Origin of the sequence: Frankia sp. Allo2, assembly GCF_000733325.1 — a bacterium.
GTDB lineage: Bacteria > Actinomycetota > Actinomycetes > Frankiales > Frankiaceae > Frankia > Frankia casuarinae.
The window spans coordinates 107,604-124,645 of sequence record NZ_JPHT01000004.1 but is presented as its reverse complement, the minus strand read 5'-3'; the positions used below and the strand labels follow the sequence as shown (position 1 = coordinate 124,645).

The 17,042-nt window shown below is 71.1% G+C and carries 12 protein-coding genes; 1 reads left to right on the top strand and 11 read right to left on the bottom strand.

What is annotated here, in order from left to right:
• Positions 1 to 238: 238 nt before the first annotated feature.
• The 4 genes from proB to rplU form a co-directional block, all read right to left on the bottom strand.
• Entirely contained in the window at positions 239 to 1,354 is a 1,116-nt protein-coding gene (gene proB / locus ALLO2_RS05115; RefSeq protein WP_011435667.1) for a glutamate 5-kinase, read from the bottom strand.
• 4 nt (positions 1,355 to 1,358) lie between these two features.
• The gene (obgE, locus tag ALLO2_RS05110) at positions 1,359 to 2,948 is read right to left on the bottom strand and encodes a GTPase ObgE (protein WP_035730037.1); all 1,590 of its coding nucleotides are present in this window, start codon (positions 2,946 to 2,948) and stop codon (positions 1,359 to 1,361) included.
• A gap of 173 nt (positions 2,949 to 3,121) precedes the next feature.
• A complete protein-coding gene (rpmA, locus tag ALLO2_RS05105; protein ID WP_011435665.1) occupies positions 3,122 to 3,388 on the bottom strand; it encodes a 50S ribosomal protein L27 in 267 nt (88 codons plus the stop codon).
• 5 nt (positions 3,389 to 3,393) lie between these two features.
• Positions 3,394 to 3,711, bottom strand: a complete 318-nt coding sequence (rplU, locus tag ALLO2_RS05100; protein ID WP_011435664.1) for a 50S ribosomal protein L21 — start codon at positions 3,709 to 3,711, stop codon at positions 3,394 to 3,396.
• A gap of 466 nt (positions 3,712 to 4,177) precedes the next feature.
• Here rplU and ALLO2_RS05095 point away from each other — a divergent pair, with 466 nt between their 5' ends.
• Positions 4,178 to 4,822 (top strand): hypothetical protein, encoded by a 645-nt coding sequence (locus ALLO2_RS05095; protein WP_011435663.1) that lies wholly within the window; start codon positions 4,178 to 4,180, stop codon positions 4,820 to 4,822.
• Between the two features lie 133 nt (positions 4,823 to 4,955).
• Here the strand turns inward: ALLO2_RS05095 and ALLO2_RS05090 are convergent, their stop codons facing one another.
• The 7 genes from ALLO2_RS05090 to mreC all read right to left on the bottom strand — a co-directional run bounded on the left by ALLO2_RS05090 (position 4,956) and on the right by mreC (position 16,947).
• Positions 4,956 to 8,555, bottom strand: a complete 3,600-nt coding sequence (locus ALLO2_RS05090; RefSeq protein WP_083342663.1) for an Rne/Rng family ribonuclease — start codon at positions 8,553 to 8,555, stop codon at positions 4,956 to 4,958.
• Positions 8,556 to 8,996: 441 nt separating this feature from the next.
• Positions 8,997 to 9,746, bottom strand: a complete 750-nt coding sequence (locus ALLO2_RS05085; RefSeq protein ID WP_011435661.1) for a TIGR03936 family radical SAM-associated protein — start codon at positions 9,744 to 9,746, stop codon at positions 8,997 to 8,999.
• Positions 9,730 to 11,769: a TIGR03960 family B12-binding radical SAM protein gene (locus ALLO2_RS05080; RefSeq protein WP_035730033.1), complete on the bottom strand. Its 2,040-nt coding sequence runs from the start codon at positions 11,767 to 11,769 to the stop codon at positions 9,730 to 9,732. Before ALLO2_RS05080 ends, ALLO2_RS05085 begins: the two co-directional genes overlap by 17 nt.
• A gap of 108 nt (positions 11,770 to 11,877) precedes the next feature.
• Positions 11,878 to 13,113 carry a rod shape-determining protein RodA gene (rodA, locus tag ALLO2_RS05075; RefSeq protein WP_011435659.1) on the bottom strand — a complete coding sequence of 412 codons (1,236 nt, stop codon included), beginning with the start codon at positions 13,111 to 13,113 and terminating at the stop codon, positions 11,878 to 11,880.
• 116 nt (positions 13,114 to 13,229) lie between these two features.
• Complete coding sequence (gene mrdA, locus ALLO2_RS05070; protein WP_035730031.1) at positions 13,230 to 15,419, bottom strand: penicillin-binding protein 2; 2,190 nt, start codon at positions 15,417 to 15,419, stop codon at positions 13,230 to 13,232.
• Positions 15,416 to 15,958, bottom strand: coding sequence for a rod shape-determining protein MreD (mreD, locus tag ALLO2_RS05065; protein ID WP_011435657.1), 543 nt, complete (start codon positions 15,956 to 15,958; stop codon positions 15,416 to 15,418). Before mreD ends, mrdA begins: the two co-directional genes overlap by 4 nt.
• A 5-nt stretch (positions 15,959 to 15,963) precedes the next feature.
• A complete protein-coding gene (gene mreC / locus ALLO2_RS05060) occupies positions 15,964 to 16,947 on the bottom strand; it encodes a rod shape-determining protein MreC (RefSeq protein ID WP_011435656.1) in 984 nt (327 codons plus the stop codon).
• Positions 16,948 to 17,042: the final 95 nt, after the last annotated feature.

Sequence of the window (17,042 nt, the reverse complement as noted above, 5' to 3'; positions counted from 1 at the left end):
GTTTTATCGGCGGCTTTCCGGGTAGCCGGGGNGAAATGCCGGGAAAGAACTGTTGACGGGCTCTCTCGAATTCCGGGCCACGAGGCGCGATAGACGCCGGTTTCCACTGGAATATCGTCGTCAAAGCCATCCCCAATCCGATATGTCTAATTATATGGATAGCTATCTGGACGGTCTTGTCCCGGGCCGGCGCGCCTGGCTGTCACCTCAGCCCGGGTCGGGTGAGTAGCCGGCCGGGTCAGCGGGCCGGCAGCAGCAGCACGAGGTCGTCGCGGTGGACGATCTCACGTTCGTACGACGGTCCGAGTTCCATGGCGAGGTCGGCCGTCGAACGCCCGAGCATCACGGGCAGCTCCGCCGCGTCGAAGGCGACGAGCCCCCGCGCCACGGACCGCCCGTCGGGGTCGACCAGGTCCACCGGGTCCCCGGCGGCGAAGTCCCCCTCCACGCCGGTTATCCCGGCGGGCAGCAGCGACGCCCGCCGCCGTACCACCGCGGCCACCGCCCCGGAGTCCAAGTGCAGCCGGCCCTCGGGTGCGGTCGCGTGCGCCAGCCAGAGCAGGCGGGAGGCCCGACGCGACCCGGTGGGGTGGAAGACGGTGCCGACCTCCTCCCCCCGCAGCACCGGTGCGGCGTTCGCGGCCGAGGTGATGATCGCCGTGACGCCGCCGGAAGCCGCCATCCGGGCCGCCTCGATCTTGGTAGCCATCCCGCCGACCCCGACACCGGCGGTGCCCGTGCCCCGGGCGGTCAGCCCGTCCAGGTCGGTATCCGAACGCACCTCGCGCACCATGGTCGCCGGGCCCAGCCTGGGGTTGGCGTCGTACAGGCCGTCCACGTCGGACAGAAGCACCAGCAGATCCGCCGACACGAGATGGGCGACAATCGCGGCGAGCCGGTCGTTGTCGCCGACCCGGATCTCCTGGGTGGCCACCGCGTCGTTCTCGTTGATGATCGGGATGACGTCGAGCTCAAGCAGCCGGTCGAGCGCGGTCCGGGCGTTACGGTAGTGGGTGCGGCGGATCACATCGGTCGCCGTCAGCAGCACCTGGCCGACCTGGTGACCGGCCCGTCCGAACGCCGCCGCGTAGCTGTGTACGAGCGAGCTCTGGCCGACGCTCGCCGCCGCCTGCTGGGTGGCGAGGTCACGCGGCCGCCGGGCCAGGCCGAGCGGGGCGAGACCCGCGGCGATGGCCCCGGAGGACACCAGCACCAGTTGTTGTCCGGCCCGGGGCAGCACCGCGGCCACCAGCGCCTCAAGCCGGTCGACGTCCAGACCGCCGGCGGCCGTCGTCAGCGAGGACGAACCGACCTTGACGACGACCCGGCGCGCGTCGGTCACGAACGGACGCACGCCTTCATCCTTCTTCTTCTCCTCGNCCCGCCGGTTCTCCTCGTACCGCCGGGTCGACGACGGCGGCGGCGCGGCGAGCCATCCGTTCGGCCCGGGTCAACCGCACCGAGGCCCGCAACCGGTCGTCGGTCCCGCGCGGTCCGAGGGACACCGAGGAACCCGTGTCCCCACCTCGGCCGGGTGACGGTGCCGCACCGGAGGCCGCGGTGCCGGCCGGCCCGCGGCCACCCGGACCGGTCTCGGCGAGCCCGTCGCCACCCGGATGATCATCAACACCCAGCCCACCGTTCCCCAGCCCGCCGCCGCTCAGCGTCGGCTCCCAGTCGAACGTGACCTCGCCGATGGTCACCTCCGCTCCCGCGGTGGCGCCGAGGCGAGCGAGCTCCTTCTCCACGCCGAGGCGGGCGAGCCGGTCGGCGAGAAAGCCGATCGCCTCGTCGTTGGTGAAGTCGGTCTGCCGCACCCAGCGCTCGGGCTTCGACCCGGTGATCAGGAAACCGTCGCCGAGGGGGCGCACCGTGAAGTCGGGCTCGTTCACCGCGCGGGGACGCAGCACGATGCGGGTCGCCGCCCGGGCCGGCGCGGCCGCCCGGTGCTGGGCGACGAGGTCGGCCAAGGCCAGGGACAGCGCGTGCACGCCACGTCGGGTCGCGGTACTCACCGCGAAGACCGCGAGGTCACGGGCTCGCAGCTCGGGAGCGACGAGCTCCGCGAGCTCCGCGGCGTCCGGAACGTCGATCTTGTTGAGGACGACCAGCCGGGGACGGTCGGACAGATCGGCGGAGTAGGCGGCGAGCTCGGCCTCGATGACGTCGAGGTCGGTCATCGGATCACGACCCGGTTCCAGGGTGGCGCAGTCCAGCACATGCACGATCACCGAGCAGCGTTCGATGTGCCGGAGGAACTCCAAGCCCAGCCCGCGTCCCTCGCTGGCGCCCGGAATCAGGCCGGGGACGTCCGCGACCGTGTAAGGAGGACGATCACCCGCCTGCGCCACGCCGAGATTGGGCACCAGCGTCGTGAAGGGATAGTCGGCGATCTTCGGCTTGGCCGCGCTGAGCACCGACACCAGGGAGGACTTGCCGGCGCTGGGAAAACCGACGAGCGCGACGTCGGCCACGGTCTTGAGTTCCAGCACGGCGTCGAGCTGCTCGCCGGGCTCGCCGAGTTCGGCGAACCCGGGGGCCTTGCGGCGGGCCGACGCGAGCGCCGCGTTGCCCCNCCCCCCNCGGCCGCCGCGGGCCAGTACGAACGCGCTGCCCGGTCCGACCAGGTCGATGATCTGCTCGCCGTCCTCTGTCAGCACGACGGTTCCGTCCGGCACCGGGAGGACGAGGTCCGCACCGTCCGCTCCGTGCCGGTTCGACCCCTGGCCGGGGCGTCCCCGAGAGGCGCGCTGATGCGGATGGAAGTGGAAGTCGAGCAGGGTGGTCACGCTCGGGTCCACCACGAGGCGGACGTCACCACCCCGGCCGCCGTCACCGCCGTCCGGCCCGCCCAGCGGCTTGAACTTCTCCCGGTGGATGGAGGCACAGCCGTGACCGCCGTCCCCGGCCGTCGCGTGCAGCACCACCCGGTCGACGAACGTCGGCATCACCGCCTCCTCTCTACATCCCTCCCCGCGAGAGAGGCGCCAAAGCCGCGCAACCACGCCCGGAAGGGCGGTGGTACGCGCGGCTGCTGGCTCACCAGTGATCGCCGATGATCGCCATCTGACGGCAACCAAGGCCACGCCGTCGAACCGACGGCGTGGCCTTGACGATCAGATTAAGCGGGTACCGCCGCCTCGGCCACCACGTTCACGACCCGACGGCCCCGCCGATGGCCGAACCGCACGTGCCCGGGCGAGAGCGCGAACAGCGTGTCGTCCTTGCCGCGCCCGACCAGATCACCCGGGTGGAAATGGGTCCCGCGCTGACGGACGATGATCTCGCCGGCCTTCACGTACTGGCCGCCGAAGCGCTTCACGCCCAGCCGCTGCGCGTTCGAATCCCGCCCGTTGCGCGAGGAACTCGCGCCCTTCTTGTGCGCCATCCCGCTCAGGCCTTCCCGGTCTCGATGCCAGTCACCTTGAGACGCGTCAGCTTCTGGCGGTGACCCTGGCGCTTGTGGTAGCCGGTCTTGTTCTTGAACTTGTGGATCCGGATCTTCGGACCCTTGACGACGCCGACGACCTCGGCGGTGACCGCGACGGACGCGAGAGCGTCGGCGTCGTGGGTGACCGACTCGCCATCGACGAGCAGGAGCGCCGGAAGGTTCACGGCCGCGCCCGGCTCTCCGGAAAGGAGCTCGACGTCGACGACATCGCCGACGGCGACCCTGTGCTGCTTGCCGCCGCTGGCAACGACCGCGTACACCAGATCTCCCTGCTGTTGTTATGCCGCTGTGACCGCACGGAACCCGAAACGGCGTTCCCCGCGGAGCTTTGGGTGCGCATGGGCCGCGATCGACCGGAACGCGGACGATCAGCGGTCATCCAGCGAGCATTGCCCGCTAGCGAGCATCGCCCCATCCGGATGAGCATGCGGACTCCACCTTACAGGTCATCGGGAGCGGAGCGAAGGAGCGCCCGCCGCATACCGCGCATTCCGTCCCGCGCATCCCCCGCACGGCGGTCGCGTGTCCCGCACCCGACGGGCCCGCCGGGCGGATCTCATCGCGGGTCCTCGCCCCGCTCGTCCGGGTCATATCCAGGGATGACCCGGACGGGCCATGGTGTAGGCCACTGAGGAGAGAGAAGCATGGATCGTCCACATGGCGGAGTTCCACGATGGATCGTGAGGCTTCGGCGCCGGGAATGAGATCGCGTCGGGGGTGACGAGGATGTACTGGCAGCTGGTGATCTGGGCCGCGGGAGCCGGTACCGCCGTCGCTCTGGCTGTCGTCTGCCGCCCGGCGGCCACCGCCGCCCGTCGTTACGGCTCGGTTCCCGGCACGGTCCCCGCCGCGACGGGCGCGCTGACCGTGCTGGTCGTCGTCGGTCTCACCCTCACGGCCTTCGCCGGCCTACCGCCCTGGGCAGGCGCCTGTTGGACGCTGGGCACCGCGGCCACGGCCGGATGGATCGCGCTGCGCCGGCGGGGTCCATCCGCGTGGGGATTGCCCGATTCCGGGATGAAGGGCCGGCCGTCCGGTGGTCTCGAGGCGGGAGAGGCGGGAGAGGCGGGAGACCCGGGAGAGGCGGCCGATCCCGCCTACGCGGCCGATGAGCCGGTCCTACGCGGTCGGATGATCCCGAACCTCGCCGATCAGGACGATCTGGTGCAGTCGCTGACCATCGCCTCCTATGCCCTGCAGATGGGCGATCCAGGACGGGCCCGTCAGGCGATCGAGGTAGCCTTGTCCCGTTCCCGGGCCACCCTCGACCTGCTACTGCGGGAGAATGCCGGCCGCGGGCTCGTGCGCCCGGGCCCGGCCGCCGGGCCGAGTCGGGCCGGGCCGAGTCGGGCCGGGCCGACCGCCGCCTGAACGGCCGGTCCGGCTCTCCGCCAAGCCTCGATCAGCTGGGGGCGCCCACGACGAGCATCCCACGCCGGACGCCGCGGGGTCCTTCCGCTCCAGAGACAAGCTGACGGACCAGCGGCACCGGATCTCTGGCGGGTCAGGCGCTCGGGGGTTCCGCCGAGGGCACGGACTCCAGCGACTCGGCCGGCTTGGACACCGGCCGGGAGGCCCGCCGTCGTCGGCCCCGGGCCGGTTTGCCCACAGTGGACAAGGCGTTGTCCGCGGTCGCGAGGCTGTCGGGATCATCGGAGTTGGCGTACACCGGCGGCAGGGCCTCCTCGAGGCCGCCCGCGCCGGAGCCACCGCCAGCGGGCACATGCCCGTTCGACCCGGCTGGGGAACCGGCTGCCCCGAGTCCCGGGGCGGCGGCAGCTGCGGCCCCGCCCGCCGGCCCCGCCGCACTGTCGGCCGCATGCGCGGGCTCGGGCGCGGGCACCGTATCCGCGGCGGTAACGCCCGCGGTGGCTATCGCACCCTCGCCGGCCGTCACGGCGACGTTCTCCGCGGCGTCGGGCGTCGATGATGCGGCGGATCCGATGGGTTCGCCAGGTCCGCCGGACGCCTCGGATTCGGATGCGGACGTAGGCTCGGCCGACGCGGCGGCGATGATCGCGGGGCCGTCGACGGCACTCGTGGACACGGCACTCGTGGACACGGCACTCGCGGACACGGCACTCGCGGACGAGGAGCGGACCCGACGACCGGACCCGGACCCCTCCGCCGGCGCGGGCACCGCCACCGGAGTCGGCTGACCGGCACCGGACACAATGGTCCCGCTCGGCACGCCGGCTGCGGCGTGTGCACCGCTGCCGCCGTCGAGGTGGATGACCACCCCGCGGCCGTTGCAGTGCACGCACGGCTCGCTGTACGCCTCCAGCAGGCCCTGCCCCACCCGCTTGCGGGTCATCTGGACCAGCCCGAGGCTGGTCACCTCGGCGACCTGGTGCCGGGTACGGTCCCGGCCAAGGCACTCGGTGAGCCGGCGCAGGACCAGTTCTCGGTTGCTCTCCAGAACCATGTCGATGAAGTCGATGACAATGATGCCACCGATATCCCGCAGCCGCAACTGACGGACGATCTCCTCGGCGGCTTCCAGGTTGTTCTTGGTGACCGTCTCCTCGAGGTTGCCGCCCTTGCCGGTGAACTTGCCCGTGTTGACGTCGATGACCGTCATCGCCTCGGTCCGGTCGATGACGAGCGATCCACCCGAGGGCAGCCAGACCTTGCGGTCGAGGGCCTTGGCGAGCTGCTCGTCTACCCGGTACTCGGCGAAGACGTCACCGGTTCCGGTGTAGCGGCGGATCCGCGACCGCAGGTCGGGAGCCACTGTGTCGATGTACTCCTCGATCGTGATGGCCTCACCCGAGCCCTGGACGACCAGCTCGGTGAAGTCCTCGTTGAAGATGTCCCGGATCACCCGGACGACCAGGTCCGGCTCGCCGTAGAGCAGCGAGGGCGCCGACGCCTTCTTCGCCTTGCGCTCGATGTCCTCCCATTGGGCGGCGAGCCGCTCGATGTCGCGTTCCAGCTCGGCCTCGCTGGCACCCTCGGCTGCGGTGCGCACGATGACCCCACCGTCCTCGGGCGTGATTTTCTTCAGGATGCTCTTGAGCCGAGCTCGTTCGGTGTCCGGCAACTTGCGGCTGATCCCGGCGTTCTGTCCGTCCGGGACGAACACCAGGTACCGCCCCGGCAGACTGATCTGGCTGGTGAGCCGCGCGCCCTTGTGCCCGATCGGATCCTTGGACACCTGGACCAGGACCGACTGACCGGACTTGAGCACCTGCTCGATCTTGCGAGGCCGACCGTCCAGCCCGGATGCGTCGTAGTTGACCTCGCCGGCGTAGAGGACGGCATTGCGTCCCTTACCGATGTCGACGAAGGCCGCCTCCATGCTGGCCAGCACGTTCTGTACTCGGCCGAGGTAGACGTTGCCCGCATAGGACGACGAGCTCGCCCGGGTCACGAAGTGCTCGACGAGTACCCCGTCCTCCAGCACGGCGATCTGGGTGCGCTCCCCCGCGTGGCGGACGACCATCCGGCGTTCGACCGACTCCCGCCGGGCCAGGAACTCCGCCTCGGTGACGATCGGTGGCCGACGCCGACCACTGTCGCGGCCCTCCCGGCGCCGCTGACGCTTGGCCTCCAGACGGGTGGACCCGCTCAGCCCCCGGACCAGGTCCTCGTCCTTGCGGGTCTCCCGGACGTGGACGACCGTGTTCGGCGGGTCGTCGGCGAGCGCCGGCTCGTCGCCGCCGGCGCGACGGCGCCGCCGCCGCCGACGGCGGGCCCCTCCCAGCCGGTCGTCCTCGTCCTCACCGTCACGCTCGGCACTTTCCTCCGCCGCGCCGGGGGTCGTCTCGGCGCCCTCATCCGACGCGACGGCGGGCACCGACCCGGTTCCCTGCCCGGCCACGGACGAGCCGTCCACACCGTCCGTGTCCTGTGCCACACCCTCGCGACCCGTGTCGTCCGCGGCCGCGGCGCCGTCCTCCGGGCCGGACTCCACGCCGTCCTCGTCGCCCCGGGCCCGACCACGACCACGGCGACCACGGCGCCGACGGCGGGTGGAGGCCGAGCCGCCCCCATCCGGGTCGTCGTCGAATTCGCTGTCCTCCTCGCCGCCCGTGAGGTCGCCCATCGTGTCGGGATCGGTCGTGTCGGGATCGGTGGCCACGTCCGCCTCGTCCCGGGGGTGAGCCGGTGCCTCGGCATGCCGCCGCTCGGCGGACGGGAACGCCGTGCCCGCCACGGCATCCACCGCGGTGGCGGCGGATCCGAGTTCGGCGGCACGCCGCCAGCGAGCCTCCACGACCGCCGGTTCGGGAGCCTGGAAGGTCACCATGGCGGCCGGTCGCCGGAGCACGGGACGGATCATCGTCTCGACGACCGGCTCGTTATGGATCCCGGCCCAGGTCGGAGCGGTCGCCCGCCTGGCCCTTGTCGCCGCGCTCCGGGTGCTGCCGGCCTCGGGCTCGGCAGAGCTCGGCTCGGCAGAGCTCGGCTCGGCAGATCTCGACTCAGCGGTCGACTCCCGGGCCGCCGGCTCGGCGACGCCGGGCTCGTCGGTCCCGGGCTGCGCGGACTCCGGTTCCGTGGGCCCAGGCGTGTCCGTAGGCCCGGATGTGTCCGTAGGCCCGGGCGTGTCGGGAGCCGACGCCACGGCGGCGGTCGAACCCGCGGGTACACCGACGGACCCGGTCGCACCGACATCCGGCATCGCCGGACCGAGGATGGTCGCATCGCCAGGCCCGGCGGCGACCGGCCCGGCCGCCGCGGTGCCGGACCCGGCCGGGTCCGGCACCGCGGCAGCGGGCGTCATCAGTCCGGAGATGGCACGACGGGCCCTGGTCCGTTTCGGCTTCGCAGCGACGTCCGGCGATACGACGTCCCGCGGCGCGTCCTCGGTGGGAGGGGCGTCCTCGGCGGGAGGGGCGTCCTCGGCGGGAGGGGCGTCCTCGGCGGGAGGGGCAACCGGCACCTCGGTCACCTCACGCACCGCGCGGCGGCTGCGTGCCGCCCGGGTGCGCCGCGCCGGCACCGGTTCGGTGGCCTCCACCGTGTCGTCCCGGGCCGTGTCGTCCCGGGCCGGGACGACAGTGACGGATTCGACGGTGGCGGGTTTATCGACCGGACCTGGTTCGCCGACCGGGGTGGTCGAGGGAGCGTCGGCTTCGGTGGTATCCGCCGGTTCCATCCTGGCCCTGGCGGAGCCGCGGGTCATCCGGGCGCGGGTGGTCGAACCGGCGTCCCGGCGACGGCGCCGGCCCTCGGCCGGCGCCGAGGGTGCGTCGCCGGAGGTCTCGTCTCGAAGGGGCCCGCCCGGGACCTGTGCGACGGCCGGGTCGTCCGGAACCGGATTCCCGGCTGGCGCCACATCGGTCACGTTCGGCCCGGCGGTGGCATGGTCGTCGGCGGGTGGGCCTGCCGCTCGTCCCGCGGCCCTGCGCCTACGCGCCGCCGGTCGGGTGGGCTCGGATTCAGTCTGGATGGTCAGATCGTCGTCGGGCACGGGTTAAGAAGCCTCTCGGGCTCCCGGGCGCGCTGCTCATGCAGTCGCGACCGCGCAGAAGCCACTGTCTCGGTCCGGCGCGGGTACCGCCGGGGAATCCTGCGACGCCCTGCAACACGCTGAGGTTCAACCCACCAGCCGGCCAGCGCCGTTGCGGTCCTGCGCCAGCGGGTCCGCCACAGTGCCGTCCTCACACAGTCGGCCCTGTTCGAGCCGGGTGGACTCGGGCGGCGCCGACGAGCGCAGGCCGGCTACCACGCCTAGGGCGGTCAGCACGTCGTCTGGTCGTACAGCGGGCGTCGTGTGCCGCACGACCATCTCCAGTATCGCACACGTGTCGTTCTCTGCGCGGCAAACGGCGGAGACCACTGCCGCGCGCACATCGAACCGTCGCCTGCCGTCCTTCGTCGCCCGCTCAACTTCGACCACGTCGCGGCGCAACAGCTCCCGCACGGCGGCGGAGACCTCCGGACCGGAGGCACCCGGCAACCGTACCGACCACCGCGAGGCGTCGATCCGCTCGGCGAGGCTGCCGCCTTCCGCCCGGTGGCACGCGAGCACGTCCAGCCCCGGCGGAAGAACGGCGTCCAGGCCGACCCGCAGCGCCTCCGGATCGACCGAGGCTGCCAGGGCCAGCTCGACGTATTCGGCCTCACTGGCTGCCCCGGTCGGCGCGGCACCCAGCCACGAGATCCGCGGATGCGGACTGAATCCCGCCGAATAGGCCATCGGGACCCCGGCGCGGCGCAATGCGCGCTCGAACGTTCGCGCCACGTCCCGATGTGAGAGGAATCTCAGCCGGCCCCGCTTCGCGAAACGAAGTCGCACCCGTTCGACCACCGGCGGAGGCGGCGGCCCCTCAGGTCGCCGCGCCACTGCCCACCGGAGCCGGGGCGAGCCGCGGCGTGGTCGCGGGATCGGGTTGAATGGCCGGCTGCGGTCGCTCGGCCTGCCCGGACCCGGGGCCCTGGAGGTTCGACACCGCAAGCACGGGGAGCAGCCGNCGTCCGGTCGGGCCGATCTGGGTGTCGGTGCCCATCGTTGGACAGACCCCGCAGTCGTAGCAGGGTGTCCAGCGACAGTCATCGAGCTCATTCCCGCTCAGCGCATCCTGCCAATCAGCCCACAGCCAGTCCCGGTCGAGGCCCGCGTCGAGGTGATCCCAGGCCAGCACCTCGCGTTCGTCACGCTCGCGGGTGGTGAACCAGTCCAGCGACACCCCCAGCGGTTCGAGCTCCGCCGCGCACGCGGACTCCCAGCGTTCGAACGAGAAGTACTCGTTCCAGCCGTCGAAGCGGCCGCCGTCTCGCCAGACCCGTTCGATCACCGCAGCCACCCGGCGGTCACCGCGGGCCAGCAGGCCCTCGATGATGCCAGGCCGACCGTCGTGGTAACGGAAACCGATCGCCCGACCCACCTCACGATCGGCGCGCACGGCATCACGGAGCAGCTTCAGCCGGGCGTCGGTCACCTCGTGCGGCGCCTGCCCCNCCCACTNAAACGGGGTGTGCGGCTTGGGCACGAACCCGCCGATCGACACGGTGCAGCGGATGTCGCGCTGCCCGCTGACCCGCCGACCGGCCCGGATGACCTCCCTGGCGAGGTCGGCGATCTCCAGCACGTCTTCGTCGGTCTCGGTCGGCAGGCCGCACATGAAATAGAGCTTCACCTGCCGCCAGCCGTGAGCGTAAGCGGTGCTAACGGTGCGGACCAGGTCCTCGGCACTGACCATCTTGTTGATGACCCGACGCAGCCGCTCGGAGCCGCCCTCGGGGGCGAAGGTCAGCCCGCTACGCCGGCCGTTACGGGAGAATTCGTTCGCGAGCGTGACGTTGAAGGCGTCCACCCGAGTGGACGGCAGACTCAACGAGACGTTGGCGCCCTCGTACCGGTCGGCGAGACCGGTGGCGATCTCGCCGATCTCGGTGTGGTCCGCGCTCGACAACGACAGCAGGCCGACCTCGGAGAAGCCCGTCGCGCGCAGCCCCGCGTCGACCATCGCACCGATGGTGGCGATGTTGCGCTCACGCACCGGACGGGTGATCATCCCGGCCTGGCAGAACCGGCAGCCCCGGGTGCAGCCGCGGAAGATCTCCACGCTCATCCGCTCGTGCACCGTCTCGGCGAGCGGGACCAGCGGAGCCTTCGGATACGGCCAGGAGTCGAGATCGGACAGCGTGTGCTTGCTCGGCCGGGCCGGCACGTCGTCCCGGTTGCGGGTGACCGACCGGATACGGCCGTCGGGCCGGTAGGAGACGTCGTAGAACGCCGGCACGTACACCAGGCGCCGGCAGGCCAGCCGGTGCAACAGCTCGCCCCGGCCACCGGGACTCCCGGCCGCCTTCCAGGCGCGAACCACGTCGGTGATGCCCAGCACGGCCTGCTCGCCGTCGCCGAGCACGACGGCGTCGACGAACGTGGCGATCGGCTCGGGATTGAAGGCGGCATGCCCCCCCGCGACGACCAGCGGATCGGCGTCGGTGCGCTCGGCCGCGTGCAACGAGATCCCGGCAAGATCGAGTGCCGTCAGCAGGTTGGTATACCCGAGTTCGGTGGCGAAGCTGACGCCCAACAGGTCGAAATCGCCCACCGCGCGGTGGGCGTCCACCGTGAACTGCGGCAGCCCGTGCTCGCGCAGCAACGCTTCCAGGTCCGGCCACACCGAGTAGGTGCGCTCGGCGAGCACATCCGGCTGCTCGTTGAGGATCTCGTACAGAATCTGTAGTCCCTGGTTGGGCAGGCCGATCTCGTAGGCGTCCGGATACATCAGGCACCAGCGGACGGCCGCGGAGTCCCAGGGTTTGACCGTGGAGTTGCCTTCGCCTCCGACGTACTGCACGGGCCTTCGCACCCGCGGGAGCAGCGGCTCCAGGCGAGCGAACAGCGACTGTCCGGACATGCATGCGAGCCTACGGCACGCGCCAGGTCCACCTCGACGCTCGGCCGACCCGGGAAGCGCGGCCGACCCGGGAAGCGCCGCCGACCCGGGAAGCGCCGCCGAGCGAGCTCAGGAGGCATACGGGTCCGATCGGGATCGCAGCCGCACGTTCTGCAGGAGTCCGACAGCAATCATGTTTGCGAACATCGACGAACCGCCGTAGGAGAGAAAAGGCAACGGCAGGCCGGTGACCGGCATGATGCCCAGGCACATGCCGATGTTGACGAACGCCTGGAAGGTGAACCAGGAGACGACCCCGGTGGCGACGAGCGCGCCGAAGGAGTCCTGCGAGCCGAAGCCGATCGACAGGGCCCGCCACAGAACCACGCCGAGCAACACGATGATTCCGCCACCCCCGAGATATCCCAACTCCTCCCCCGCGACACTGAACACGAAGTCCGTCTGCTGTTCCGGGACGAACTGGCCCTGGGTCTGCTGGCCGTGCAGCAGGCCCCGTCCGGAGATTCCGCCGTTGGCGATCGCGATCATCGCCTGGTCGACGTTGTAGCCCGTGCCGGACGATGCCTTGTTCTCGGAGACGAACGAGGTCAGCCGGGCCTCCTGGTACGGCTTCAGAAGATGGAACTGGAGGATCGCGCCGCCGAACAGCACACCGCAGAGGATCAGCCCCAGCACCCATCGGCGCGGCGCGCCGCTGACCGCCAGCATGCCGAGGGTGGTGAAGACCAGAACCATGACGGTACCGAAGTCCGGCTGCAACATGATCAAGCCGATCGGGACCACGGCGAGCCCGAGCACGAGCAGCACGTCACCGTGGCCAGGGGCGCCGCGCCGGACTCCCGTGTGCCGGTCCTCGTGTTTCTCACCGAGGATCATCGCCGCGCCGACCACGAGCGCCATCTTGGCGAACTCGGACGGCTGCAGCTGGAAGCCGGCAGGCAGCACAATCCACGAGTGTGCGCCGTTGATCGTCGAACCGAACAGGAGTACCGCGACGAGCCCGACGAGCGAGCCGAGATAGACGAAGGGCGCGTAGGCCCGCACCGCCCGGTAGTCGATGACGGTCGCAACCGCGCCGAGCACCAGCCCGATGGCCAGGTTCAGCAGGTGCCGATCGAGGAAGGTGTTGGGATCACTGCCCGCCTCGCTGAGCCGCTGGCGGGTCGCCGACCAGACCAGCAGAGCACCGAGAACGGACAACGCGATGACGCAGAGCTGCAGCGGCCAGTCGAGCCGGCGCAGCGGCGAGTGGGGCCCGGAAGCCCTCTCCCGCAGGTGCCCGATCCGCCCCCGGATGGGCACCGGAGACGATCGAAGTGCGGTGGGTCCCGCTTCGTCTACCACTGCGCCTCCCGCCACCACCGTCACGCCGACACGACATTCACGTCCTGGGCTCCCACCCCATCCCCCGAGACCCCGCCCCCATCCCGAGGCGCCGTCCTCACGGCACGAGGTGGCCGTCAGGGCGGCGCCCGGCCCGTCGCCGTCACGCCCGCGCCGCTGGTGCCGGGCAGGGGGGCGGCCGGGCCCGGCGCCGATCCGGCCGGCGAGGCCAGCGTCGCGGGGGCGGGCTGCGGTGACGCCGCCGCGATCGTCCCGTCCCGGTTGAGCTTCGGCAGCCCGGCCGGCGGTTTCCCACCCGGCATCGCCGCCGGCCGGCCGACACCGTAGATTGCCTGGTAGATCTGTTTGGCCACCGGAGCCGCGAACTCCGCGCCGGTCCCGGAGTCCGGGATGGTGACCACGACGGCGAACTGGGGGTCGTTCGCCGGCGCGAAGGAGGCAAACCAGGAGGTGTCCCCTTTACCCTCAACCTCGGCGGTTCCGGTCTTCGCCGCGATCGGGACGACGTCGCTCGGCCAGTCCGCGAAGACGCCGGTGGCGGTGCCCCCGCCCTCCGTCGTCACCCCGCGCAGGCTGTCCCGGATGTAGGCGAGGTTCTCCGGTGAGACCGGCAGCGTCCCGGCCCGGCGCGGCGCGAAGGTCCTGACGACCTTGCCGTCCGGAGACACGGTGGCCTTGGCGAGGGTGGGCTTGTACAGGGTGCCGCCGTTGGCGATGGCCGCGTAGGCGACGGCGAGCTGCAGCGGGCTCAGCGACAGGTACTGGCCTTGGCCGATCGCGAACTGGGTGGCGGCACCGGCGTTGTACAGGTAGCCGTCAACGCACGCCTCGGCGGCGTACTTGCGGTACCGCTCGGCCTTGGCCGGGTCGGGTTCCTCCGGGTAGCCGTTCTTGGCCCGCCGGCAGTAGGAGTCCTTGAGCTCCGCCCAGATCGCCTTGGCGCCGGCGCGGTCGACGACGGAGCCCCGCGTCTCGCCGGGCAGATCCAGCCCGGTGGTCCGGCCGAAGCCCATCGCCTGGGCCATCTTGACGAAGTATTCTTTCGGGGGGGAGTAGGGCCCACGGCCGTTACGCAGCCCGCCGTCCGCGAGCCAGGCGTCGTAGGCGAACTTGTCGAAGATGACGTCACAGGAAATGACCAGCGCCTGGTGCAGGGTGATCGGACCGGCCGACTCGCCGTCGAAATTGTGGAAGACCTGGTCACCGATCTGCAGGCTGGGCGCGCAGTCGTAGCGGTCGTTCCCCTTGGCGCCCAGGTTCTGCATCGCGACGGCGGTGGAGATGGCCTTGAAGGTGGAGCCGGCCGGCCCCGACCCCTGGTAGGCCCGCGAGAGCAGCGGGATGCCGTTCGCGGGATCGGACAGCGCCCGGTAATCGCTCTCCGAGACCCCACCGCTAAAGACCGACGGGTCGTAGGACGGCAGGCTCGCCATCGCGATCACCCCGCCGGTGCGCACGTCCAGCACAACCGCGGAGGCGGTGCGCGGGCCGCCCCCGAGCTTCTTGATCGTTTCCGTCAGCGCCTGCTCGACCGCCTGCTGCACGTCGAGGTCGAGGTTGAGCACCAGGTGGTCACCGCTGAGCGGCGCGATGGTCGACGCGGTACCGGCCACCCGGCCGAACCGGTCCACCTCCAGGCGTTCCACCCCNTCGGTGCCGCGCAGCTCGTCGTCATAGGTGCTCTCCAGACCGGCGACGCCGATCAGGCTGTTGAGGTGGTAGCCCTTCTCATCCCCCTGCTTGTCGAGCTGGTCCTGACTGACCGGCGCGAGATAGCCCAGCTCGTGCGCGGCCAGCGCGCCATGCGGGTACTCGCGGACGGCCTGCAGGTCGGCGGAGACACCGGGGAAGCGGTCGGGATGTTCGATGACGGCGAGGGCCTGCCGCGGACTGACGTCCTTGGCGACCGGTACCGGCTGGTAGGGCGATCCGTTCCAGCAGGGCGGCTTCACCTGGGCGCTACAGAACCGGATTCGCCGGGCGAGCTCGTCCGCGGGGGTGCCGATCACCGCGGCGAGGCGGGCGAGGACGGCCCTGCCCTGGTCGGCCTGCCGATCCGTGGTCGACCGGTTCACCGAGATGACCAGCGACGTACGGTTTCGGACGAGGGCCTGCCCCTTGTCGTCAAGGATCATCCCCCGGGTCGCGGGCGTCACCACCTCGCGGACCCGGTTGGTCTCGGCAACCCGGCGGTAACGGTCACCGTCCAGGATCTGGAGCACCCACAGCCGCGCGCCGAGTGTGATGAGCAGGGAGACGACCAGCACGCGCAGCAGCAGGACGCGGACCCGCATCCGGTCGTTCACCGCGGCTCCCGCCGTCGACCGCCGGCCAGCCGCCGGGAGCCCGCGAGCAGCAACGGGAACAGGAACGGGGTGAGCAGGAGGGCGTAGACGCCGGCTACCAACGCCCGCAGCACAGCCTGACCTCCCGTCAACGCCGCCTCACCGAGGATCGAGGTGGTGGCGGCGTATCCGAGAGTGCCCAGCACACTCGCCCCACCGATCGCCGCCAGGGGAACCACCACCGACCGCTCCGCCGCATCCATCGCCAGTCCGACAGCGTAACCGATCAGACACAAAACGAGAGCAGTCTGACCGAGGACATGACTGGAGGACAGATCGGCCAGCAATCCCGCCACGAAGCCGGCGACCGCGCCGAGCAATGGCCCCTCGATCAGCGCGATCGCTGCCAACAGAACGAGCATGAGGTCAAGCCGGCCACCGGGCAGACCCAGCCGGGCGATCACGGAGACCTGGAGGATCAGGGCGACGGTCAGGAGCACGACCGCGGCCACGACGGCGCGCCCGCGCAGGGTCTCCTCAGGGCCGGCGATGCCCCACATCACGCTCAACCCGCTCCGCCCCCGACGCCGGATGCCGCCCCGGCCAATGATCCCCCCACCGGCGACCCAGCGGTGGGTGACAGCGGGGCCGGCGGAACGGACGCGGTCGGCGGAACGGACGCGGCCGGCTCGGTCGGCACCGGCCTGGGCGTCAGCACCCGGTCGCCGGGGTCGGCCGGTGGCTTGCCGACCACCACCCCGACCAGGTCCAGGGTGCCGACCGACGCGTACGGTTTGACCTCGGCGGTCCGCGACAGACCATCGACGTCAGTGACCTTGGTGACCATACCGATCGGGACGCCGGCGACGTAGTCGAGACTGCCGAAGGTGACCAGCCGATCACCTTTCTGCACCCGATATGAGGCGTCGTACAGCGTGAAGGTCAACGTGCCCGGTCCCTGCCCACCGGCCACGGCACCGAGCAGCTGGGTGCGTTCGAGCCGTGCTCCGATGTGACTACCCGGGTCGCAGGCCAGCCGGACGATTGCGGTGTGCTCGGTCACGCCGGACACCGTGCCGACCAGCCCGTCGGCATTGAGCACGGTCTTGTCGACCACGATGCCGTCGGCCCTGCCGGCGTTGATGGTGACGGTCCAGTCCGTCCCCGTCACGTCACCGACCGCAATCACCTTCGCCGGCACGATGGTGTACTGGCCCTTGTCCGCCAACAACCGGAGGTCGGCGAGTTCGGTCGACATCCGGCCGATCTCGGTGTCGTCGGCGATCTGGCGGCGCAGGCGGGCGTTCTCCTCCGCGAGTCGATCCGCCCGGTCGTGATAGCGGTTCGGATGCGTCAGGGAGGAGGCGGTCCGGCCAATCGGGCGGGTGACCGTCGTGACGCCGTTCTCGACCCCCCCGAAGATCGAGTGCAGAACCCCACGTGCTCCGGTGGCCGATCTCCCGGTCCGGTAGTCCAAGGTGATCAGAGTGAAGGCGATGATGAGCAGGGCGACGATCACCAGGCGAGATCGCCTCGTGCCACGGCCCACAACACCCTCCGAACACACTCTTACGCGATCCGGTGCCGCGTGGCGACGGCCACGCGGCACCAGGCACCGCTCCGGCTATATCCAATGGGAAGGGA